The 16,847-nt window shown below is 46.7% G+C and carries 13 protein-coding genes; 1 reads left to right on the forward strand and 12 read right to left on the reverse strand.

Annotated elements, in window-relative coordinates; genetic code table 11:
* Positions 1-24: 24 nt before the first annotated feature.
* The gene (locus C4S60_RS17300; RefSeq protein WP_103881616.1) at positions 25-666 is read right to left on the reverse strand and encodes a DsbA family oxidoreductase; all 642 of its coding nucleotides are present in this window, start codon (positions 664-666) and stop codon (positions 25-27) included.
* Positions 667-781: 115 nt separating this feature from the next.
* Here C4S60_RS17300 and C4S60_RS17305 point away from each other — a divergent pair, with 115 nt between their 5' ends.
* Complete coding sequence (locus C4S60_RS17305) at positions 782-1,150, forward strand: winged helix-turn-helix transcriptional regulator (RefSeq protein WP_103881617.1); 369 nt, start codon at positions 782-784, stop codon at positions 1,148-1,150.
* Between the two features lie 48 nt (positions 1,151-1,198).
* Here C4S60_RS17305 and C4S60_RS17310 read toward each other — a convergent pair whose 3' ends face one another.
* The 11 genes from C4S60_RS17310 to C4S60_RS17360 all read right to left on the reverse strand — a co-directional run bounded on the left by C4S60_RS17310 (position 1,199) and on the right by C4S60_RS17360 (position 16,755).
* Positions 1,199-1,738 (reverse strand): redoxin domain-containing protein, encoded by a 540-nt coding sequence (locus C4S60_RS17310; RefSeq protein WP_103881618.1) that lies wholly within the window; start codon positions 1,736-1,738, stop codon positions 1,199-1,201.
* Between the two features lie 230 nt (positions 1,739-1,968).
* Complete coding sequence (gene putP, locus C4S60_RS17315; RefSeq protein WP_103881619.1) at positions 1,969-3,462, reverse strand: sodium/proline symporter PutP; 1,494 nt, start codon at positions 3,460-3,462, stop codon at positions 1,969-1,971.
* 80 nt (positions 3,463-3,542) lie between these two features.
* A complete protein-coding gene (locus tag C4S60_RS17320) occupies positions 3,543-4,232 on the reverse strand; it encodes a 1-pyrroline-5-carboxylate dehydrogenase (RefSeq protein ID WP_103881620.1) in 690 nt (229 codons plus the stop codon).
* 11 nt (positions 4,233-4,243) lie between these two features.
* Positions 4,244-7,384 (reverse strand): bifunctional proline dehydrogenase/L-glutamate gamma-semialdehyde dehydrogenase PutA, encoded by a 3,141-nt coding sequence (putA, locus tag C4S60_RS17325; protein ID WP_103881621.1) that lies wholly within the window; start codon positions 7,382-7,384, stop codon positions 4,244-4,246.
* A gap of 293 nt (positions 7,385-7,677) precedes the next feature.
* The gene (ascB, locus tag C4S60_RS17330) at positions 7,678-9,102 is read right to left on the reverse strand and encodes a 6-phospho-beta-glucosidase (protein ID WP_103881622.1); all 1,425 of its coding nucleotides are present in this window, start codon (positions 9,100-9,102) and stop codon (positions 7,678-7,680) included.
* A 78-nt stretch (positions 9,103-9,180) separates the two neighbouring features.
* Positions 9,181-10,179 carry a gluconate operon transcriptional repressor GntR gene (gene gntR, locus C4S60_RS17335; RefSeq protein WP_103881623.1) on the reverse strand — a complete coding sequence of 333 codons (999 nt, stop codon included), beginning with the start codon at positions 10,177-10,179 and terminating at the stop codon, positions 9,181-9,183.
* Positions 10,180-10,267: 88 nt separating this feature from the next.
* Positions 10,268-10,777: a gluconokinase gene (locus C4S60_RS17340; RefSeq protein ID WP_103881624.1), complete on the reverse strand. Its 510-nt coding sequence runs from the start codon at positions 10,775-10,777 to the stop codon at positions 10,268-10,270.
* A gap of 69 nt (positions 10,778-10,846) precedes the next feature.
* Positions 10,847-12,163: a TRAP transporter large permease gene (locus C4S60_RS17345; RefSeq protein ID WP_103881625.1), complete on the reverse strand. Its 1,317-nt coding sequence runs from the start codon at positions 12,161-12,163 to the stop codon at positions 10,847-10,849.
* The gene (locus C4S60_RS17350; protein ID WP_103881626.1) at positions 12,156-12,713 is read right to left on the reverse strand and encodes a TRAP transporter small permease subunit; all 558 of its coding nucleotides are present in this window, start codon (positions 12,711-12,713) and stop codon (positions 12,156-12,158) included. Before C4S60_RS17350 ends, C4S60_RS17345 begins: the two co-directional genes overlap by 8 nt.
* 59 nt (positions 12,714-12,772) lie before the next feature.
* Positions 12,773-13,789: a TRAP transporter substrate-binding protein gene (locus tag C4S60_RS17355; protein ID WP_103881627.1), complete on the reverse strand. Its 1,017-nt coding sequence runs from the start codon at positions 13,787-13,789 to the stop codon at positions 12,773-12,775.
* 701 nt (positions 13,790-14,490) lie between these two features.
* Positions 14,491-16,755 (reverse strand): hypothetical protein, encoded by a 2,265-nt coding sequence (locus tag C4S60_RS17360; RefSeq protein ID WP_103881628.1) that lies wholly within the window; start codon positions 16,753-16,755, stop codon positions 14,491-14,493.
* Between the last annotated feature and the right edge of the window lie 92 nt (positions 16,756-16,847).

Here is a 16,847-nt window from a genome sequence, read left to right on the forward strand (position 1 = left end):
ATCTTGCGCCGATCCTTGTTTTCATTAACCAAGCAATTCTTGCAGAACCTGCTTGTACACATCGACCGGCTGCGCACCAGTTAATGCACTTTGGCGATTAAACACTACTGTCGGTACCGAGCTAATACCTAAATTCTTCCACATATCTTCCGCCTGCTGCACTTCCAAACGAGCTTTCGGGTTATCCAGTCGCTCACGCGCCGCGTTGCTATCCAGACCAACGGCTTCAAGCTCACTAGCCAATACGTCACGATTGCTAATGTCTTTGCCCTCACCAAAGAATGCGCTAAAGAGTCGCAGTTTCAAATCAGTCTGCTTGCCTTGTTCTTTGGCATACTCCAACAAGATATGCGCCTCAAAAGTGTTAAGCATCTTCATGTCGTCACTGTAGTCAAATGTGAACCCCACTTCCTGACCTAACTGAGTCAGCTGAGCACGGGCGCGAATGCTGTCCTCTTTTGTTGTGCCGTATTTTTCAGCTAAGTGCTCCCGCAGGTTTTGGCCTTCCAACGGCATATTCGGATTGAGTTCAAATGGCTGCCACTCAAGCTCAATCTTATCTTCAACACCGAGCTCCTTGATGGCTTGTTCTAAACGCTTGTAACCGATAATGCACCACGGGCACACCACGTCTGATATCACATCCAATTTGATTTTCTGGCTCATAATGACTTCTCTTTGTTGGTACTTTCTTCTATTGAAATTTTAGTGACTAGGTATAATATGGTGACCTGTATTTTTGTTTCAACCAGTTACCATTTAGTGACCTAGGAGCCGTATTGTGGAAAGCCAAATAAAGATTGATAGCCGCGGAAGAAAATCGGTCGAAAATGTCTGCAGCGAGCCTTGCGCCATTGAAAAAGGTATGCGACTTATCGGCGGAAAGTGGAAAGGCTCTATCATCTATCATTTGAAAGATGGCCCGGTACGCTTTAACGATCTGACACGTTTATTGGGCGGAGCGAGTAAAAAAATGGTCGACCAACGACTCAAAGAATTGGAACTAGAAGGCATGGTTGAGCGTAAGGTCATTAGTGATAGGCCTATAGCGGTGAGCTACGAGCTAACAGAGTTTGGTCGCAGCGCTCTCAAGATTCTCGATGACCTGCGTGTTTGGTCTGAAACTTACGATATTCAGATTCGGGAATAAACACCGACAAAAGGGAGCGATTGCGCTCCCGTCACTGTCATTAGAAGACTAGTAGTTCAATGTGCCGCGAATAGGATAGTGGTTATTTGGATCTCTGATCCAAGCAAGACCTCGAGTTAATGCTCCGAGTTCAGGCCTTACAAACGGATTGTTAGAGATGTCCACAACATGCAAGTTGCCATGTTCGTTAACCACAAATAACCCAGGCTCGGCAAAGTTGTGGTCAGTCTCCTGTTCTGAACGAGGTAGCGAAATGTATAATCCTAACTGCTTCATCTGTTCTTCCGTTAAACCATAAGCCAAAGGGAAACTCACATCTAACTTCTCAAGGTGCATTTCCAGTTGATCTTTTGAGTCTCCAGACACAGCCAATATGTCCACGCCCGCATCAGCAAAAGCTTTCTTGTATGATTCCAGTTCATTCAGGTATCTGGTGCACAGCGGGCAATGCTTACCCCGATAGACGAAAACTGCCTGCCAGGTAGCGCCACTTTTCGGCTCACCTAGCGCTACTAATGAACCATCTAACAACGTTGCTTGAAGTGATGGGAACGCATCACCTGCTTTAAGTTTTAGCGAAGTAGACATACTCAATCCTCAGGACATGTTGTGTTACAGAGCCATTGATTGTGAAGCGATGCCTGAAAGACTTCAAGTAGTTAACTTTTGGTAACCTGCTTTCGAAAATTAATATCAGTGGCAACTATGCGTACTGATAAAATCGGCTTTTAACGAAGTTGAATATGAGTCAGCCAACAAGGCATAAAAAAACCCCGAACAGAGTTCGAGGCTTTATATTATCAAAACAAGATCAGAGACTAGTCTAACTCAACCAGGTTCTTCTCAAAGGTTTCATGCTGATCTTGTACCGCTTTTTCCGGACCGCCAGTCATAGTGCTCACCAACACAATGGCTAATGTTGACAGAATAAATCCAGGAACAATCTCGTAGACGTCGAAGATTCCACCAGTCAGCTGCTTCCAGATTACGATTGTCACACCACCAAGGATGATACCGGCAATCGCACCGTTACGGTTCATGCCTGACCAGTACAGGCTGAGTAGGATTGCAGGACCAAACGCTGCGCCGAAGCCAGCCCAAGCATATGAGACAAGACCAAGGACGGAGCTGTCAGGTGTCATTGCCAGCACGAGAGCGACAACAGAAAGCAGAATAACACCAGCACGGCCTACCATCACCACTTGCTCTGAGGTCGCCTCTTTGTTAATGATTTGCTTGTAGAAGTCTTCCGCCAGAGCAGAAGAGGAAACCAATAACTGAGAGTCCGCGGTACTCATAATAGCCGCTAGAATGGCTGCCAATAGAATACCTGCAATAACCGGGTGGAACAGTGCATTCACCAACAACATGAAGATCTTCTCACCATCAGCCAATACGTCACCGCCAGTGTTGGTGATGTATACCAGACCGACCACACCGACCAGCATCGCACCAGCCATAGACAGCCCAGTCCAAACCACTGCAATTCGGCGTGCCGTCGTCAGATCTTTGTTAGTACGAGACGCTTTAAATCGCGCCAGAATGTGAGGCTGGCCAAAGTAGCCCAGACCCCATGCAACCAATGAAATGATAGCGATAGCAGACAAAGGCTGACCTTTTGCGTCATTCCAAAGTGTCAGCAGTTCAGGGTTAATCGCATGCAGATCTGTTGCCAGCTGACCCAAACCACCCTGCAAGCCAATTATCGGTACGATCATCAGTGCAGCAGCCATTAGCAAACCTTGCACAAGGTCAGTCCATGACACCGCGAGGAAGCCACCAAACAGGGTGTATGACACCACACAAATCGTGCCCACAATCACCGCGATCGAGTAATCCAGACCAAACACCGTTTCGAACAGTTTACCACCCGCAACCAGACCAGAACTGGTATAGAAAAGGAAGAAAAGCAAAATGAAGAACGCAGAAACCACCTGAATCACTTTAGAATTGTCGTTAAAACGACGAGACAAGTATTCCGGTAGGGTCAGAGCGTCAGTAGTAATACTGTATGTACGGAGTCTTTTTGCACATAGGAGCCAGTTTAACCAGGTGCCTACTAAAAGACCGGCTGCAAGCCAAATGGCTTCAATACCTGCTGCATAAGCATAGCCTGGTAAGCCGAGCAACAACCAGCCACTCATGTCTGATGCACCGGCGGAAAGCGCCGCTGGCCAAGGGCCCAGAGAACGTCCGCCTAGAAAGTAGTCGCTCGAACTGGACGTGCGTTTATAAGCAATCACACCGATAGCGAGCATTACCGCCAAATAGGCGATGAAAGTTGTCGTAATAGCAAAGCTATTTTGAATCATTATTATTTCCTCATCCTAGAATACAGCCTCCAACATAAGCAATATGTCAGAGGCTGGTAGGGTTCCGTGGTCTTACGCCACTAGCTACCTAGCTCAAGCAAAGTAGCGTTGCCCCCCACTGCTGTGATGTTGATGGTTCTTGTTCTTTCCGTTATGAACCTCAACACTAGATTCGGATCGTGTGACGTCGGTAGTGACGCCAGATCCGTTTCAGACACCAACAAACCTATCGCTCCATCGCGATTAGCCAGTTGATGGTTAACCTGCCATTCTGTTTCTTCAGAGCCTACAAGACCCACAACACGCACATCAAAATCGATGAAGGTTGCTGCTTCTTCTAAAGCCACAAACTGAACCAGGTTGGTAGGCAGTTGAGAACGCTCGACTGCCGATTTTAAAATTTGATTAAACTTGTCATTGCCAGAGCAGATAATGACGCCATTACCCGCGATAAGTGCCGCAGTGATCTGTGCCATCGCCGCAATCTTGGCTTCAGCAGCTTCACTTTCCAGAACCACTAAAACCACACCACGTCCAGCCGCATATAGCTCATTGGTTTCACCCGTAGGACCTGGCATCACATGTGGATTGGCTAACAGCACATTGGCTTGTTGGATATGAAATGCCATCACACTAGCAAGCGTTGCGTTTAGCTCATTCATACTACACTGTGCAGAAAGTAAGCACTCACGCTGCTCTGCAAAATCAGTAAGATTCCAGCCTTCCCACGCCGTCAAAACATCGGAGAAAATAGTTGCGTTATTGACCATGATTATTCTCCTTATTTCGCCACTTGGTTAGCATTGGCGTTGATGACATCAGTAAAGCGGTAGAGGTAATGAGGACCACCTGCTTTTGGTCCAGTACCAGAGAGACCCTGCCCACCAAATGGTTGAACACCCACCACAGCACCGACTTGGTCACGGTTGATGTAGCAGTTCCCCACTCGAGCGTGTTTCTCAATCCACTCATAAGTGGATTCGTTACGGCTGTGTACGCCCAGCGTCAAGCCAAAGCCTGTCGCGTTAATACTTTCTACCACCTTCGGTAACTCAGACGCTTTAAAGCGCACAATATGTAGGATTGGACCAAAGTGTTCTTCAGTAAGAACGGAGATATCCGAGATTTCAAAGGCACACGGTGAGACAAAATCACCCTGCTCACACTCGCTGTCGAGCGTCAACTGAGCAACTTTTTTGCCTTGCTTGGTCATGGCTTCAATGTGACTGACCAGCTTCTGCTTGGCATTAGCATCGATCACTGGGCCCACATCGGTGGCATGCAAATATGGCAAGCCGACTTTAAGCTCATCCATGGCACCTTGAATCAGGTTGATAACGCGCTCGGCAATGTCTTCTTGAATAAACAGAACACGCAGAGCAGAACAGCGCTGTCCAGCAGATGCGAATGCAGAGCGAACTACGTCTCGAACCACCTGCTCAGGCAGTGCGGTAGAGTCAACAATCATCGCATTCTGACCACCGGTTTCGGCGATAAATGGCACTGGCGCCACTTGACGTGCCGCGAGTGTGCTATTGATGCGTTGTGCTGTTGGTGTCGAACCGGTAAAGGCAACACCCGCAATAGCTGCGTGAGACGTTAACGCCTGCCCAACATCGGCACCGCGTCCTGTGATAAGTTGAATCGCATCGGCAGGGAAGCCTGATTCAAGCATGAGCTCAACGGCACGTACTGCAATAAGAGAGGTTTGCTCCGCAGGCTTGGCCACAACGGTGTTACCTGCAACAAGTGCTGCTGTGACCTGACCCAGGAAAATCGCCAGTGGGAAGTTCCACGGGCTGATACAAACAAACACTCCCCGACCGCCGCGCGTCAGTGTTTTTGCCTGGCCATCAAAGCCAAGGACGGATTGCGTTTCAAAGATATGCGGCTGATTGGCATAGTAACGACAGAAATCCACCGCTTCACGCACTTCATCAATGCTGTCGTGAATAGTCTTGCCCGCTTCCTGATGACAAATCGCCACCAACTCATGTAGATTTTCTTCTAGCTTGTCTGCCAATGTAAGTAAGCACTGACCACGCTCTGCGTATGGCGTCTTTGACCACTTAGTGAAACCTTGTTCAGCCACACGGATAGCTTCGGAAACATGATCAAGGTTAGCCATAGCAACCTGACCCACGACAATACGGCGATCGTAAGGCGCGGTGATCGTATCAACGCCGGCACCTTCCTTGATCATGCTTTCGTATTGCGATTGACCATTAATGATCGGTGCACCTTGCCATTGTTTAGCACGGAAAACGTCAACTTTGTGTTCGTAGTCTTTCACTTCGCTTTCAATATCGACATTAACACCAATGGAGTTTTTACGATCAGCAAAAATGGCGGGTGGCAGATCAATGTTGGCATTGTGTAGCGTGTCGTTTGACAGCAGTGCGTCTACAGGGTGGACAGTCAAACTGTCAACAGGACAACGCGCATCAACAAGACGGTGCACAAAACTGCTGTTCGCACCGTTCTCCAATAGACGACGCACTAGGTATGGCAGCAAGTCTTTATGGCTGCCAACCGGTGCGTAGATACGCACAGGCTGCTTATAGGTGTCCATTACGTGATCATACAGGGAGTCACCCATACCATGCAGGCGCTGGAACTCATAGTCCGTATGCTGAGCCATGGTGGCAATGGCCGTTACCGTGTGTGCGTTATGGCTAGCAAACTGCGGGAAGATATTGCCACGGACGTTGTCGCTCAATAGGAATCGAGCACAGGCTAAATAAGCAACATCGGTCGCTTCTTTGCGAGTATAAACCGGATAGCCGTCATAACCCGCTTGCTGGGACCACTTGATTTCACTGTCCCAATAGGCCCCTTTAACCAGGCGAAGTGGGATCAGATCACCCTGCTGTTTCGCCAGACCGTTAACCCAAACCAAAACGGGAAGTGCGCGCTTAGAATAAGCTTGAATAACCAGACCAAACTTACCCCAGCCCTTCGCCACATCGCTTCGGTATACTTTTTCAAACAGTTTCAAAGAAAGCTCAAGGCGATCCGCTTCTTCTGCATCAATGGTGATCGCCACATCCAGCTCACGAGCTCGAGTGAGAAGCTGAGTTAACGTTTCGCAGAGTTCTGTGAGTACACGCTGTTCGTTGGCCACTTCGTAGCGAGGGTGAAGTGCAGACAGCTTGATTGAAACCGACGGCGCAGGGCTGGTATCCAAACCATATTTATCGCTACCGACCGCTTCGATCGCCATCAGGTAATCTTTGAAATACTTGTCGGCATCAGATTTGGTTAGCGCCGCTTCACCCAGCATGTCATAAGAGTAGGTAAAACCGCGATCACGCATCTTTTTACCATTCTTCTGAGCTTCGCCAATGCTACGACCTAAAACGAACTGATGACCCATGATCTTCATCGCCTGATACATGGCTTTGCGAATCACAGGTTCTGAGAATTTGTTGACTAAACGATTAACCGCTTTGGCTGGGCTTTGTGATTCAGACTCAGCAAGCCCGACAACTTTACCCGTCAGCATTAGACCCCATGTTGACGCATTTACAAACACAGAATCAGAATTCTTAAGGTGTGATTTCCAGTCCGCTACGCTCAGTTTATCGCGAATCAGCGCGTCTGCGGTTGCTGCATCCGGGATACGCATTAATGCTTCAGCCAGACACATCAAAAGAATGCCTTCCTGAGTATCCAGGCTGTATTCCAGCAATAATGCGTCAATCATTTGAATCGCATTTTTGTCGGCTCGAATGGCTTCAATCAGCTGTGTGGTTTTCTGTGGGATTTGCTGGGCTTCGTCGCCTTGCGGCGTAGCCAGAGGTAAAAGCTGTTTCAACCATTGAGACTCATCCACCATATAGAGTGGAGAGATCAGTGACCAGAGTTGTTCAAGCGGCTGCTCGACAAACTCCGTTTTTAGCACATCTGTTGCTGTAAACATGTGTGTTCCTCAATCTCTTCCCAGCCGTAAAACACGACTGGACTACTACAATGGCAGGCAGTGTATTTTGAGTGTTCATGAATTACTTGTCAAAAACTCCGAGCTTTTTGCTAATTTCTACGCTTATTAACAAAATTAACACATGGTCACATCGATATGTACAAGATGAGCGGTTACATTCTGCAACCAAATTAACATATTGTTTCGTTCTTTAGGCTTCCTTCAACAACGTACCGATAAAAAAAAGGATGCATAACTGCATCCTTTAGGTCATGAAGGCAAAAAAATATGCCTTATCGTAAGTCTTCGCCATTCGATTCTATGACTTTCTTGTACCAGTAGAAGGACTTTTTAGGTGTTCGCGCCAACGATCCTTTTCCCGAATCATCCAGGTCCACATAAATGAAACCGTAGCGCTTGCTCATCTCACCCGTGGAGGCCGCCACCAAATCGATGCATCCCCATGGAGTAAATCCCATGAGAGGTACACCATCCTCAATCGCGTCCCCCATCGCCTCAATGTGCGCCCTCAGGTAGTCAATTCGGTAGTCGTCATTGACTCGGCCATTTTCTTCCACCTCATCTTTGGCTCCTAAGCCATTCTCCACCAGAAACAGTGGCTTTTGATAACGATCATAGAGAGTGTTCATGGTGATGCGCAGACCCATAGGGTCAATTACCCACCCCCAGTCGCTGGCCTCAAGGTGAGGATTGCGAATTGATTTCACTACATTGGCTTCACTGGTGTTGCCATTGTTCATATCAGCCGAAGCACAGCGTGAGGCGTAATAACTAAAGGAAATAAAGTCCACTGTGTTTTTGAGAATCTCTAAGTCCCCATCGTGGATCTCTAGTTCCACCCCTTTGTCACGAAAGGTCCTCTGTGCATATGAGGGATAATAGCCTCTGGCTTGGACATCAATAAAAAACAGGTTCTCACGATCCTTATCAAGCGCCATTTTGACGTCTTCCGGTTTACACGAATAAGGATAGAAATTACCTCCCGCTAGCATACAACCCACTTGGTTCTCGGGATTAATCTCATGGGCAATTTTGGTCACAAGAGCACTCGCTACCAACTCATGATGCGCTGCTTGATACTTTACCTGATCTTTATTTTCGTCCGGTTTGAACAGAAGACCCGCGCCAGAGAACGGACTCGCCAGTAAAATATTGATTTCATTGAATGTGAGCCAATATTTCACCAGACCATCAAAAGCTTCAAAGCAGGTTCGAGCGTAACGCTCAAAGAAACCTATCATTTCACGGCTGCGCCATGAGCCATAGGTATTGACCAAATGCATTGGCACATCAAAGTGGCACAAGGTCACCAGTGGTTCGATACCATACTTATGACATTCACGAAACATGTCCTGATAGTATGCTATTCCCTGTTGATTCGGCTCTAACTCATCGCCTTTTGGAAAAATTCTTGCCCAGGCAATGGAAGTTCGAAACACTTTAATTCCCATCTCTGCCAACAAAGCAATGTCTTCTTTGTAGCGATGGTAAAAATCAATGGCGGTATGACTCGGATAGAACTCCGATTCATCAAGTGTCACTTGTTCACGCAAGCCAAGTTTGATCGGCATACGATTGTCACCATAAGGGATCATATCGACAGTGGTCAGCCCTTTGCCACCTTCTAAATAGCCGCCTTCGGCCTGATTCGCAGCAATGGCACCACCCCAGAGAAAATCTTCTGGAAATACTGACACAGGTAAATTCCTTATTGAATTAACTGGTCACGAAGCAAGAGCAAAAGCGCCTGAACGTGACGACTAGTGAGCAAGGCCTCAGCTGTCTCCAAGCTGAAGACGATATCCGAGATCAATACTCGGCGGCCAATTGTCTTCACCACGTAGTCGAGCGATCAACTGCTGGGCAGCGACGGTGCCAATATCTTCACGAGGCGTCACCACCGTCGTCAATTTGGGAACCATCGCCTGACTAATGTCCAGGCCATGAAAACCGGCAATAGAAATCTGAGCAGGTACCTCAATTCCCAGACGCTGACACTCAAACAGAGCACCGATGGCCAGATCATCATTGGTACAAACAATGCCATCCGCATCAGGATGTTCGTTAAGCAGGCGTTGCAGTAAATCCGCGCCAAGCGTGAAAGAGGAGGCTTCTTCCGTTTGTAAAGTGAAGGGCTCGTAGCCGCATTCCAGCATCGCTTCTCGGTATCCAGCCATTTTTTGTTGTGTACGGGCATCCATTCGCGCAGCAAAATAGGCCACTTTACGGCGACCTCTATTCAGCATGTGCCCGGTAATGTCTTTTGATGCCTGAAGGTTGTCAAAACCCACCGCCTGCTCAATCTGAGGGGTTCTGGAATCCATAATTTCCACGACAGGAATGGACGCCGTTTCCAACATTTTTCTTGCTTTGTCGGTGTGCACATTTTCAGACAGAATGATGCCGTCAACGTTATAAGAAAGCAGCGACTCGATACTCTCCTGCTCGCGTTGTTCACTGTAGCCATAGTGGGCAATCATAGTCTGATATCCTGACGGTGAGGTCACAGATTCAATACCACGAATGACTTCGGCAAACACCTGGTTAGTCAAGGATGGCACCAACACGCCTATTACTTTGCTTTTGGCATTAGCCAGCATATCTGGAGCACGGTTTGGGATATAACCCAGCTCGTCAGTTACCTGATCAATCTTGGCCCTGACCGCCTCAGACACTAACGAGGGGTCTCTCAACGCCCGACTGACTGTCATTTTGGTCACACCAACTCGATCGGCGATATCTTGGAGAGTTGGCCGTTTCTTCTTATTTGCCATCACTAAATGTTGCCACTTTTCAATTAATTATCTGAATGAAGTTTATCAAAATGTTATCAATATACCCATGTTGTTTGGTACATATCTCTTAGATTGTCTGGTTCTCTAGCCCTCGGATTTGTGCCAGTGCACTCGCTACGACCGCCTCTATGCTTTGGTCGATATCTACAATCAGGGCTTCGTCGTTGTCGGGTTCCACTAGCGTGTCGAACTGACTTTTCAACATCGACTCACCCGAAAAGTAGTGGTTCATCCGCCGCTCCATGCGATCCCTTATGGTGTCAAAATTCCCTTTCAGATAGACAATAGTCAGATCTCCATTATCGCGACGTAATATGTCACGATAACTGGGTTTTAATGCGGAGCAGGCAATCACACACCCCGGGTTTGAAACATAAAGCTGATTGAGGGTATTCAGCCACTCCTGTCTATCGTCATCGGTAAGCGGTATTCCACAACGCATTTTTTCTACATTTTCAGTAGGGTGAAAGTCATCACCATCATGAAAAGGTAGATCCAGGGCCGAGGCAATTCGCTCTCCGATAGAGCTTTTTCCACACCCAGAGACACCCATCACTAATACATTTTTTATTTTCATAGGGCAAACCAACCTTAGCCCTCCCAACGAAGGGAGGGACGAAACGAGAAACAATTTTGACTCAGTGAGTTATTTCCACCACATTGCAATATCCGGGAACGCGATAACCAGTCCTAACACCAGGACTTGCAAGGCGATAAACGGTAATAGAGAGTGAAAGATTTCACCGAGGCTAATGTCTTTCGGTGCGACAGACTTAAGGTAAAATGCCGCAGGACCAAACGGGGGTGACAGGAAGGATACCTGCATATTCAGACAGAACACCACACCAAACCAAACCGGGTCATAGCCAAGAGAGGTAATGATTGGCACAAAGATCGGCATCGTCAGCAAAGCAACGCCCACCCAGTCGAGGAACATCCCGAGTACCAGTAGTATCACCATCATGATAAGCAGTGTTGCCAAAGGGCTACCGCCACTCAGCGCCAGAATCATCTCTTCAACAAAATCGATACCACCCATCAGGTTGTAGATACCCACCAACGCACTCGCACCGATGCCAATCCACATGATCATTCCGCATGTTTTCATCGTCGCGATGGCACTTTCTTTGAGCATGCTCACATTCAGTTCGCCACGAATCAATGCGCTGATCATGATCCCAACCACACCCAGAGCAGAGGCTTCTGTTACTGACGCAACGCCAGTATAAATACTGCCCAAAACGACAACCACGGACAGCAAAGGGAAAAACAGGGCCTTGAAGTAGCTGACCTTAGGCTCGTCCTCTTCTCCCATATCGCTTGGAATCGGCGCCAATGCCGGATTCAGCTTACAGCGGATCAATACATAACCGATATAACATCCAGCAAGAATGAAAGCAGGTAAAAACGAGGCTTTAAACAGATCGCCAATTGAAACACTTGCTGTCATACCATAGATAATCAGAACGATACTTGGAGGAAGCATCGTGCCCAAAGCTCCACCGGCACAGGTGGTACCAATCGCCAGTTTACGGTCATAGCCAAGGCGAAGCATCTGAGGCAATGCCAGAATACCCAGCAAAACCGTTTCTCCACCGATAACACCAGACATGGAAGCCAGCAATACTGCAACCAATAAGGTTTGCACAGCCACGCCGCCGCGAACTTTTCGGCCCACAGACTTCATTGCGTCAAACAGATCGCGAGCGATACCTGAGCGATCCAGCAATGCCGCCATCAGAACAAACATGGGAACCGCTAAGAAAACATAACCGGATGCGAAACTGTAGGTACGACTGGCAATCAAGGGCAACGCGTCCGGACCAAACCAGGCATAGGTAAAAAATATGGCGACAAAACCGGTCACAAACGCAAGTTGCATGCCCGTTAATAACAGACCTATCATCATGGCCAGCATCAACAAACTACCCCATGCGATGCCAATAGAAGACAAATCAAACATCGTTTTTCTTCCTTAGACCAATAAGTTCTTGAATCAGGTGCAGAGAAAACTGAACCACCAGCACACACAGCACGACAAAAATGAGCCCCTTAAGCAGCGCCGGATATGGCGCATTAAGAACAGAACCGGACGTTTCTAATCGAAGCTCTCCCCAAGGAGCAAACCACGCTTCTTTCGCCATGGTATAAGAGGCGTGAGCCAACATGCCCGCAAAGGCAAGACCAACAATATGGTGAACTAAATTAAGGTATTTTCTGGTTTGCTTAGAGACTGAGTCATAGATAAGTACGACACGAACATGCTTATTAGCCGCGAAGGCGTAAATACCGCCAATGATAAAGAGAGAGCCGCCGATAAACGATGCGGTTTCATGAACCCAAGTCGTGGGAGCGTTGAACACATATCGCATCACGACTTCGTAAAAAGAGATAAGAACGGTAAAGATGAACAACCAGCTGAGTAGCTTGCTTAACCAAATCACTGCTCTGTCGAGAAGGTTTCTTGGTTCTTCATCGTGTCCCTGCGGGCTATTTGATGGTTTTGTATCCATGACAATCACTATCTAAATTGAAAGGTGGGAGAGCCTAGCCCTCCCACAAGCGACAAGAATTAAAGTAGACCGTTTGTTTCTAAGAATACGGTTACTGAGTCATAAACTTTTTGTGCGTTCGGAGAACGATCCGCAAAGACTTTCCATTGTGTTTTTGCGATTTCACGGAACTTCTTGCGCTCTTCATCAGACCAGTTGTGAATAGTGATTTTCGGATTGGCTGCCGCCTCTTTCACCGCTGCCTGATCCGCAATCTTCAACTGAGTCGTCATGTCGTATGAGAAATCACGTACCGATGTCTTAAGAATTGTCTGTAAATCTTCTGGCATCTTGTCCCATTTTTTCTGCGAAATAGAGATATCAATCAATGGCAGTGAGTGGAAACCAGGCTGAACCGGATGTGTGGCAATGTCATTCATCCCTGCTTTCTGGTTAGTGGAGAAAACCGTGTAATCGGCAGCATCAATCACGCCCTTACTCAATCCAGTAAACACTTCCGAGCCTGGCAAGTTAACCGGTGTAGCGCCCGCCGCTGCAAAAACCTGCTGAACCAAACCTTCCGGAGCACGAAGTTTCAGACCTTTTAGATCATCGACACCATTCAGTGGTTTTTTGGAGATAAAGGACTCTACGCCCGTCGTCGAAGCACCAACAAACTGAACACCATAGGGTTTATATAGCTCAGTCATCAGTTCGTTACCGCCGCCATAGTTCATGTATTGCAGCAATTGAGTCGTATCTGACCAGGCACCGACCATGTTACCGATCAAACCGAAGGCAGGATCTTTACCGGAGAAATAACCTGTCGCCGTTACATGACCGTCCAGAACCCCCATCTTGATTGCCCCCAGGGTCTCGGTATGCTTCACCACGGCACCTACCGGCAAAAGATCGATTTCGATTCGGCCATCAGACATCTTCTCAACGCGCTCAACCCACTTCTGTTGAACTTGGTAGTTCAGGTCACCCGATGGATCTGAAGATTGAATTTTCAGTTTGAAATCTGCAGCGAGGGTCGTTGCGGAAAACAGGCTGGTAACTGCAACAGTAAGCAAAGTCTTTGTCATTGCCTTCATGGTAAGTATCCTTTTAGTTTCTTGTTTCCGTTAGGATGAAAAAGTAATTTGGTACGAGTTAGAGTAATTATTAACGTTACGGGTAACGTTAATAATTATGTTACCAGTAACGTTAATATTGTTTCAGCGATCAAAATCACAAATAGCCACACCAGAAAAACCAGAGCAACTATGGATTGATGAAATTAAGTGCCTTTCTACTTGCTGAGGTGATGGCTATGTCAGCTTAGAAACAGATGCTTACTCTAGAAAAATCGTTTGCTATCATGTCTATGACAATATACGAACGGGATAAATGAAACTGGCCCCAACAAGAGCTCCACAGTAACGCCGTAGCAAAGAACTCTTATCCTTCACCCCTAAAGAAGTTCACAATACTGCTCAAGGGGGTATCCGGCCCTGCACATAAAATATTTAGCAATATGCTCAATGACCGATGGATACGACTGCTATCAAAATGCAGTAACAGACAGGGTAAGCCGTATTTTAAAGATGGAATACGTCTTAAGAGAACCAAAGCGACTTAAGACAGGCAAGAAAGGTGTTAACGGTATCGGTAGATATCTATAATCAGATGACGCCTTATAGCGCCTTAAAGCACAAAACGCCCAATGGAGTACATCGGGCATTTTAGTTAAAAGCCTAAACCAGTATCAGAACGGTTCAGCCCCAGTTGATAGTGTCAACCAGTTCCTCATTGATTAGCGTACTTTTACACACGAGACATACCCTCCTGTCTCTATAGTCGATGTTTGCGTATTCCCGGTTGGTCCCGCATAAAAACGTAGCGCATAAAAGTTACCGTGTTGAGCGTGCTCAGGTTGATTTCGACGCGTTGCATTCGTATAGATTCGACGTTCAATACCAGCGTTGTCTGATGTACTCACTGGCCAACCTGTTACTGGACCCATTTGGTAACCTGGCTCACCATTTGAGCTAACCATCTCACTAGTCAGAACCACCATCGCATCTACGTTATTGGTAAACTCAGGAACCCCAGCATTTCCAGAGTTTTCGTAAAAGTTATTGTCATAGCTGGTGCTGCGCGTGCCCATAGGTAAATACCAATCGCCACTTTCAGCGTAGAGGTTGCGACAAGATTTTACGATTTCTGGATTTGTATCTAAACCTATGTGGTTAAATAACGCCCATTCAATTCCATTAATGATGTCTGCTTCATGTGCATTAGGAATTAGTGCTCCCATTTTTGCCTGATCTTTAAGTTGTGTTTCAGCAACAGTCAAAGGACGATGATATGCTAAAGCCCCAATCTCCATCACACGAATAGGCTCGATCCCTCGCTTCGTCGCATCGTTGCTATCAAAGTAAAGCCCTCCCGTCACGCCTTCTTCCTCAGCACCGAACGCACAACGCTCACCATACTCAGTCGATAAACAATACTTAACATCTTTACCAATGAAGTTACGAGCATCAACTGATTGCCCACCAACCGTCAACCAATCATAATCATCAATAACACCATTACCATTTGAGTCAGTAACGTCGTCCCTAACCCCTATCGTATAAATATTACCCGTGTGTTGAACTGTACCGACACCATCACCAGAGGGACCAGATTGATTATCGATAGCCACAATCCAATCACCCGTACTAGCAGATTCTTTATAACCGTAAACGATTGCAATAAGATCTTTGTCATACTCCAGTGTCCCCGTTAACTTTATACCCATAGCATCGGTATTTGGAGAGCAGAAACTAGTGTCGGATGGTGTACCAAGCAGGGTTTTGGGCTCTACACAGAACGACAAAGAGTTACCAAGATGTTCCTTTGTTACCGTTAGCTCGCAATTGGTAGCGGAAGAACAAGTATCTTGCTTAATGCCACCAACTTGCCAATATGCTGTTGAGTTTCCTTCAGGCGCATCCTCCAATTGGTGATAGGTATATTGACCAACAATAGTTTGCCCCACTTCCTGTAGACCTGTAAACCCAACTCCTGATGCCGTTGGTGGAGTTTCAATCTTAATGGAAATATCTTCATCCATTGGAGCACATGTCTCATTGCCTGTTGTTGGTAATCCAGTAGCTGAAACCGGCGTAACACAGAATGACAATCGGGTCCCATCATCCGTATCGAGTACTCTATATTGTTTATTCTCGGCCCCTTGAATTTCTGTGTTATCTCGCTTCCATTGAAACGTAGAAGCCCCTTCTAAATCTCTATCTTCGTCATAAAAATCGTAACTACCTGTCACTACAGCGCCAACAAACGGTTCACCTAAAGCTTTAACGTTACGCGCCTCAGGGGCAGAGCCCAGTACTGGCTCTATCAAATTCGTAGCTTCTGAGCAAACTCTATCACCAATGATGGGCACATTTTGTTGGGTTTTCGGCGTTACACAAAAACGAATAGATTTATTCTCAGAATTGGCCGCAGTAAGCAATAAAGTCGATTTAGTCTCTCCTGCTATTGCCTGCAGATCAGCTTGCCATTCGATGTCACTATTACCTTCAGGAGTGTCTTCAGGATGGAAATAATCGTAAGAGCCCGTTAGTGTATCACCAATTGCTGGCGACATTTTATCGATAACTACATTGCTCGCTTCAGGTCGCTCACCAAGAGGAGGGTTAACGACCCTTGTGTTGCTACACTGCTCTTCACCAACTTTATTGACGGTACCTTGAGCCACTGGTATCACACAAAAGTTTACAGTCTGACCTTCATATTCATTCAACAATAGTAAGCTTCTTTCAGAGCTAAGGACTTCTTGGTTTTGATTCACCCAAGAATACTTAGTGTCCCCTTCCGGCCTAGCAGTAGGATTTGGGTCGAAATAGGTGTATAAGCCTTCAGCTGTTTCTCCAACATTCAATGCAGGTATCGAAACCTCGGTAGCTCTGGGTGGATAAATATTATTGTCTTCACCGATATCTAAATTGTCTTCTGAACAACCTAGAAGTGCTGTCATTACAACAACAGCTACGGCACTTTTTCTAAATTTCATATTATATCTTCCGCTCAATTATTTAATTCTACAAATGTACATCAAACCTTCGTTTTCTTTCGAATTTCATTATACATACTTTCAACAAAAAC

The organism is Vibrio hangzhouensis (assembly GCF_900107935.1).
Classification (GTDB): Bacteria; Pseudomonadota; Gammaproteobacteria; order Enterobacterales; family Vibrionaceae; genus Vibrio; species Vibrio hangzhouensis.

What these genes read in the sequence shown, in the direction of transcription:
- C4S60_RS17355 (WP_103881627.1), bottom strand. Translation starts at nt 13,789, where the DNA reads ATGAAGGCAATGACAAAGACTTTGCTTACTGTTGCAGTTACCAGCCTG.
- C4S60_RS17360 (WP_103881628.1), bottom strand. Translation starts at nt 16,755, where the DNA reads ATGAAATTTAGAAAAAGTGCCGTAGCTGTTGTTGTAATGACAGCACTT.
- putP (WP_103881619.1), bottom strand. Translation starts at nt 3,462, where the DNA reads ATGATTCAAAATAGCTTTGCTATTACGACAACTTTCATCGCCTATTTG.
- C4S60_RS17345 (WP_103881625.1), bottom strand. Translation starts at nt 12,163, where the DNA reads ATGTTTGATTTGTCTTCTATTGGCATCGCATGGGGTAGTTTGTTGATG.
- gntR (WP_103881623.1), bottom strand. Translation starts at nt 10,179, where the DNA reads ATGGCAAATAAGAAGAAACGGCCAACTCTCCAAGATATCGCCGATCGA.
- C4S60_RS17310 (WP_103881618.1), bottom strand. Translation starts at nt 1,738, where the DNA reads ATGTCTACTTCGCTAAAACTTAAAGCAGGTGATGCGTTCCCATCACTT.
- C4S60_RS17340 (WP_103881624.1), bottom strand. Translation starts at nt 10,777, where the DNA reads ATGAAAATAAAAAATGTATTAGTGATGGGTGTCTCTGGGTGTGGAAAA.
- C4S60_RS17320 (WP_103881620.1), bottom strand. Translation starts at nt 4,232, where the DNA reads ATGGTCAATAACGCAACTATTTTCTCCGATGTTTTGACGGCGTGGGAA.
- C4S60_RS17300 (WP_103881616.1), bottom strand. Translation starts at nt 666, where the DNA reads ATGAGCCAGAAAATCAAATTGGATGTGATATCAGACGTGGTGTGCCCG.
- putA (WP_103881621.1), bottom strand. Translation starts at nt 7,384, where the DNA reads ATGTTTACAGCAACAGATGTGCTAAAAACGGAGTTTGTCGAGCAGCCG.
- C4S60_RS17350 (WP_103881626.1), bottom strand. Translation starts at nt 12,713, where the DNA reads ATGGATACAAAACCATCAAATAGCCCGCAGGGACACGATGAAGAACCA.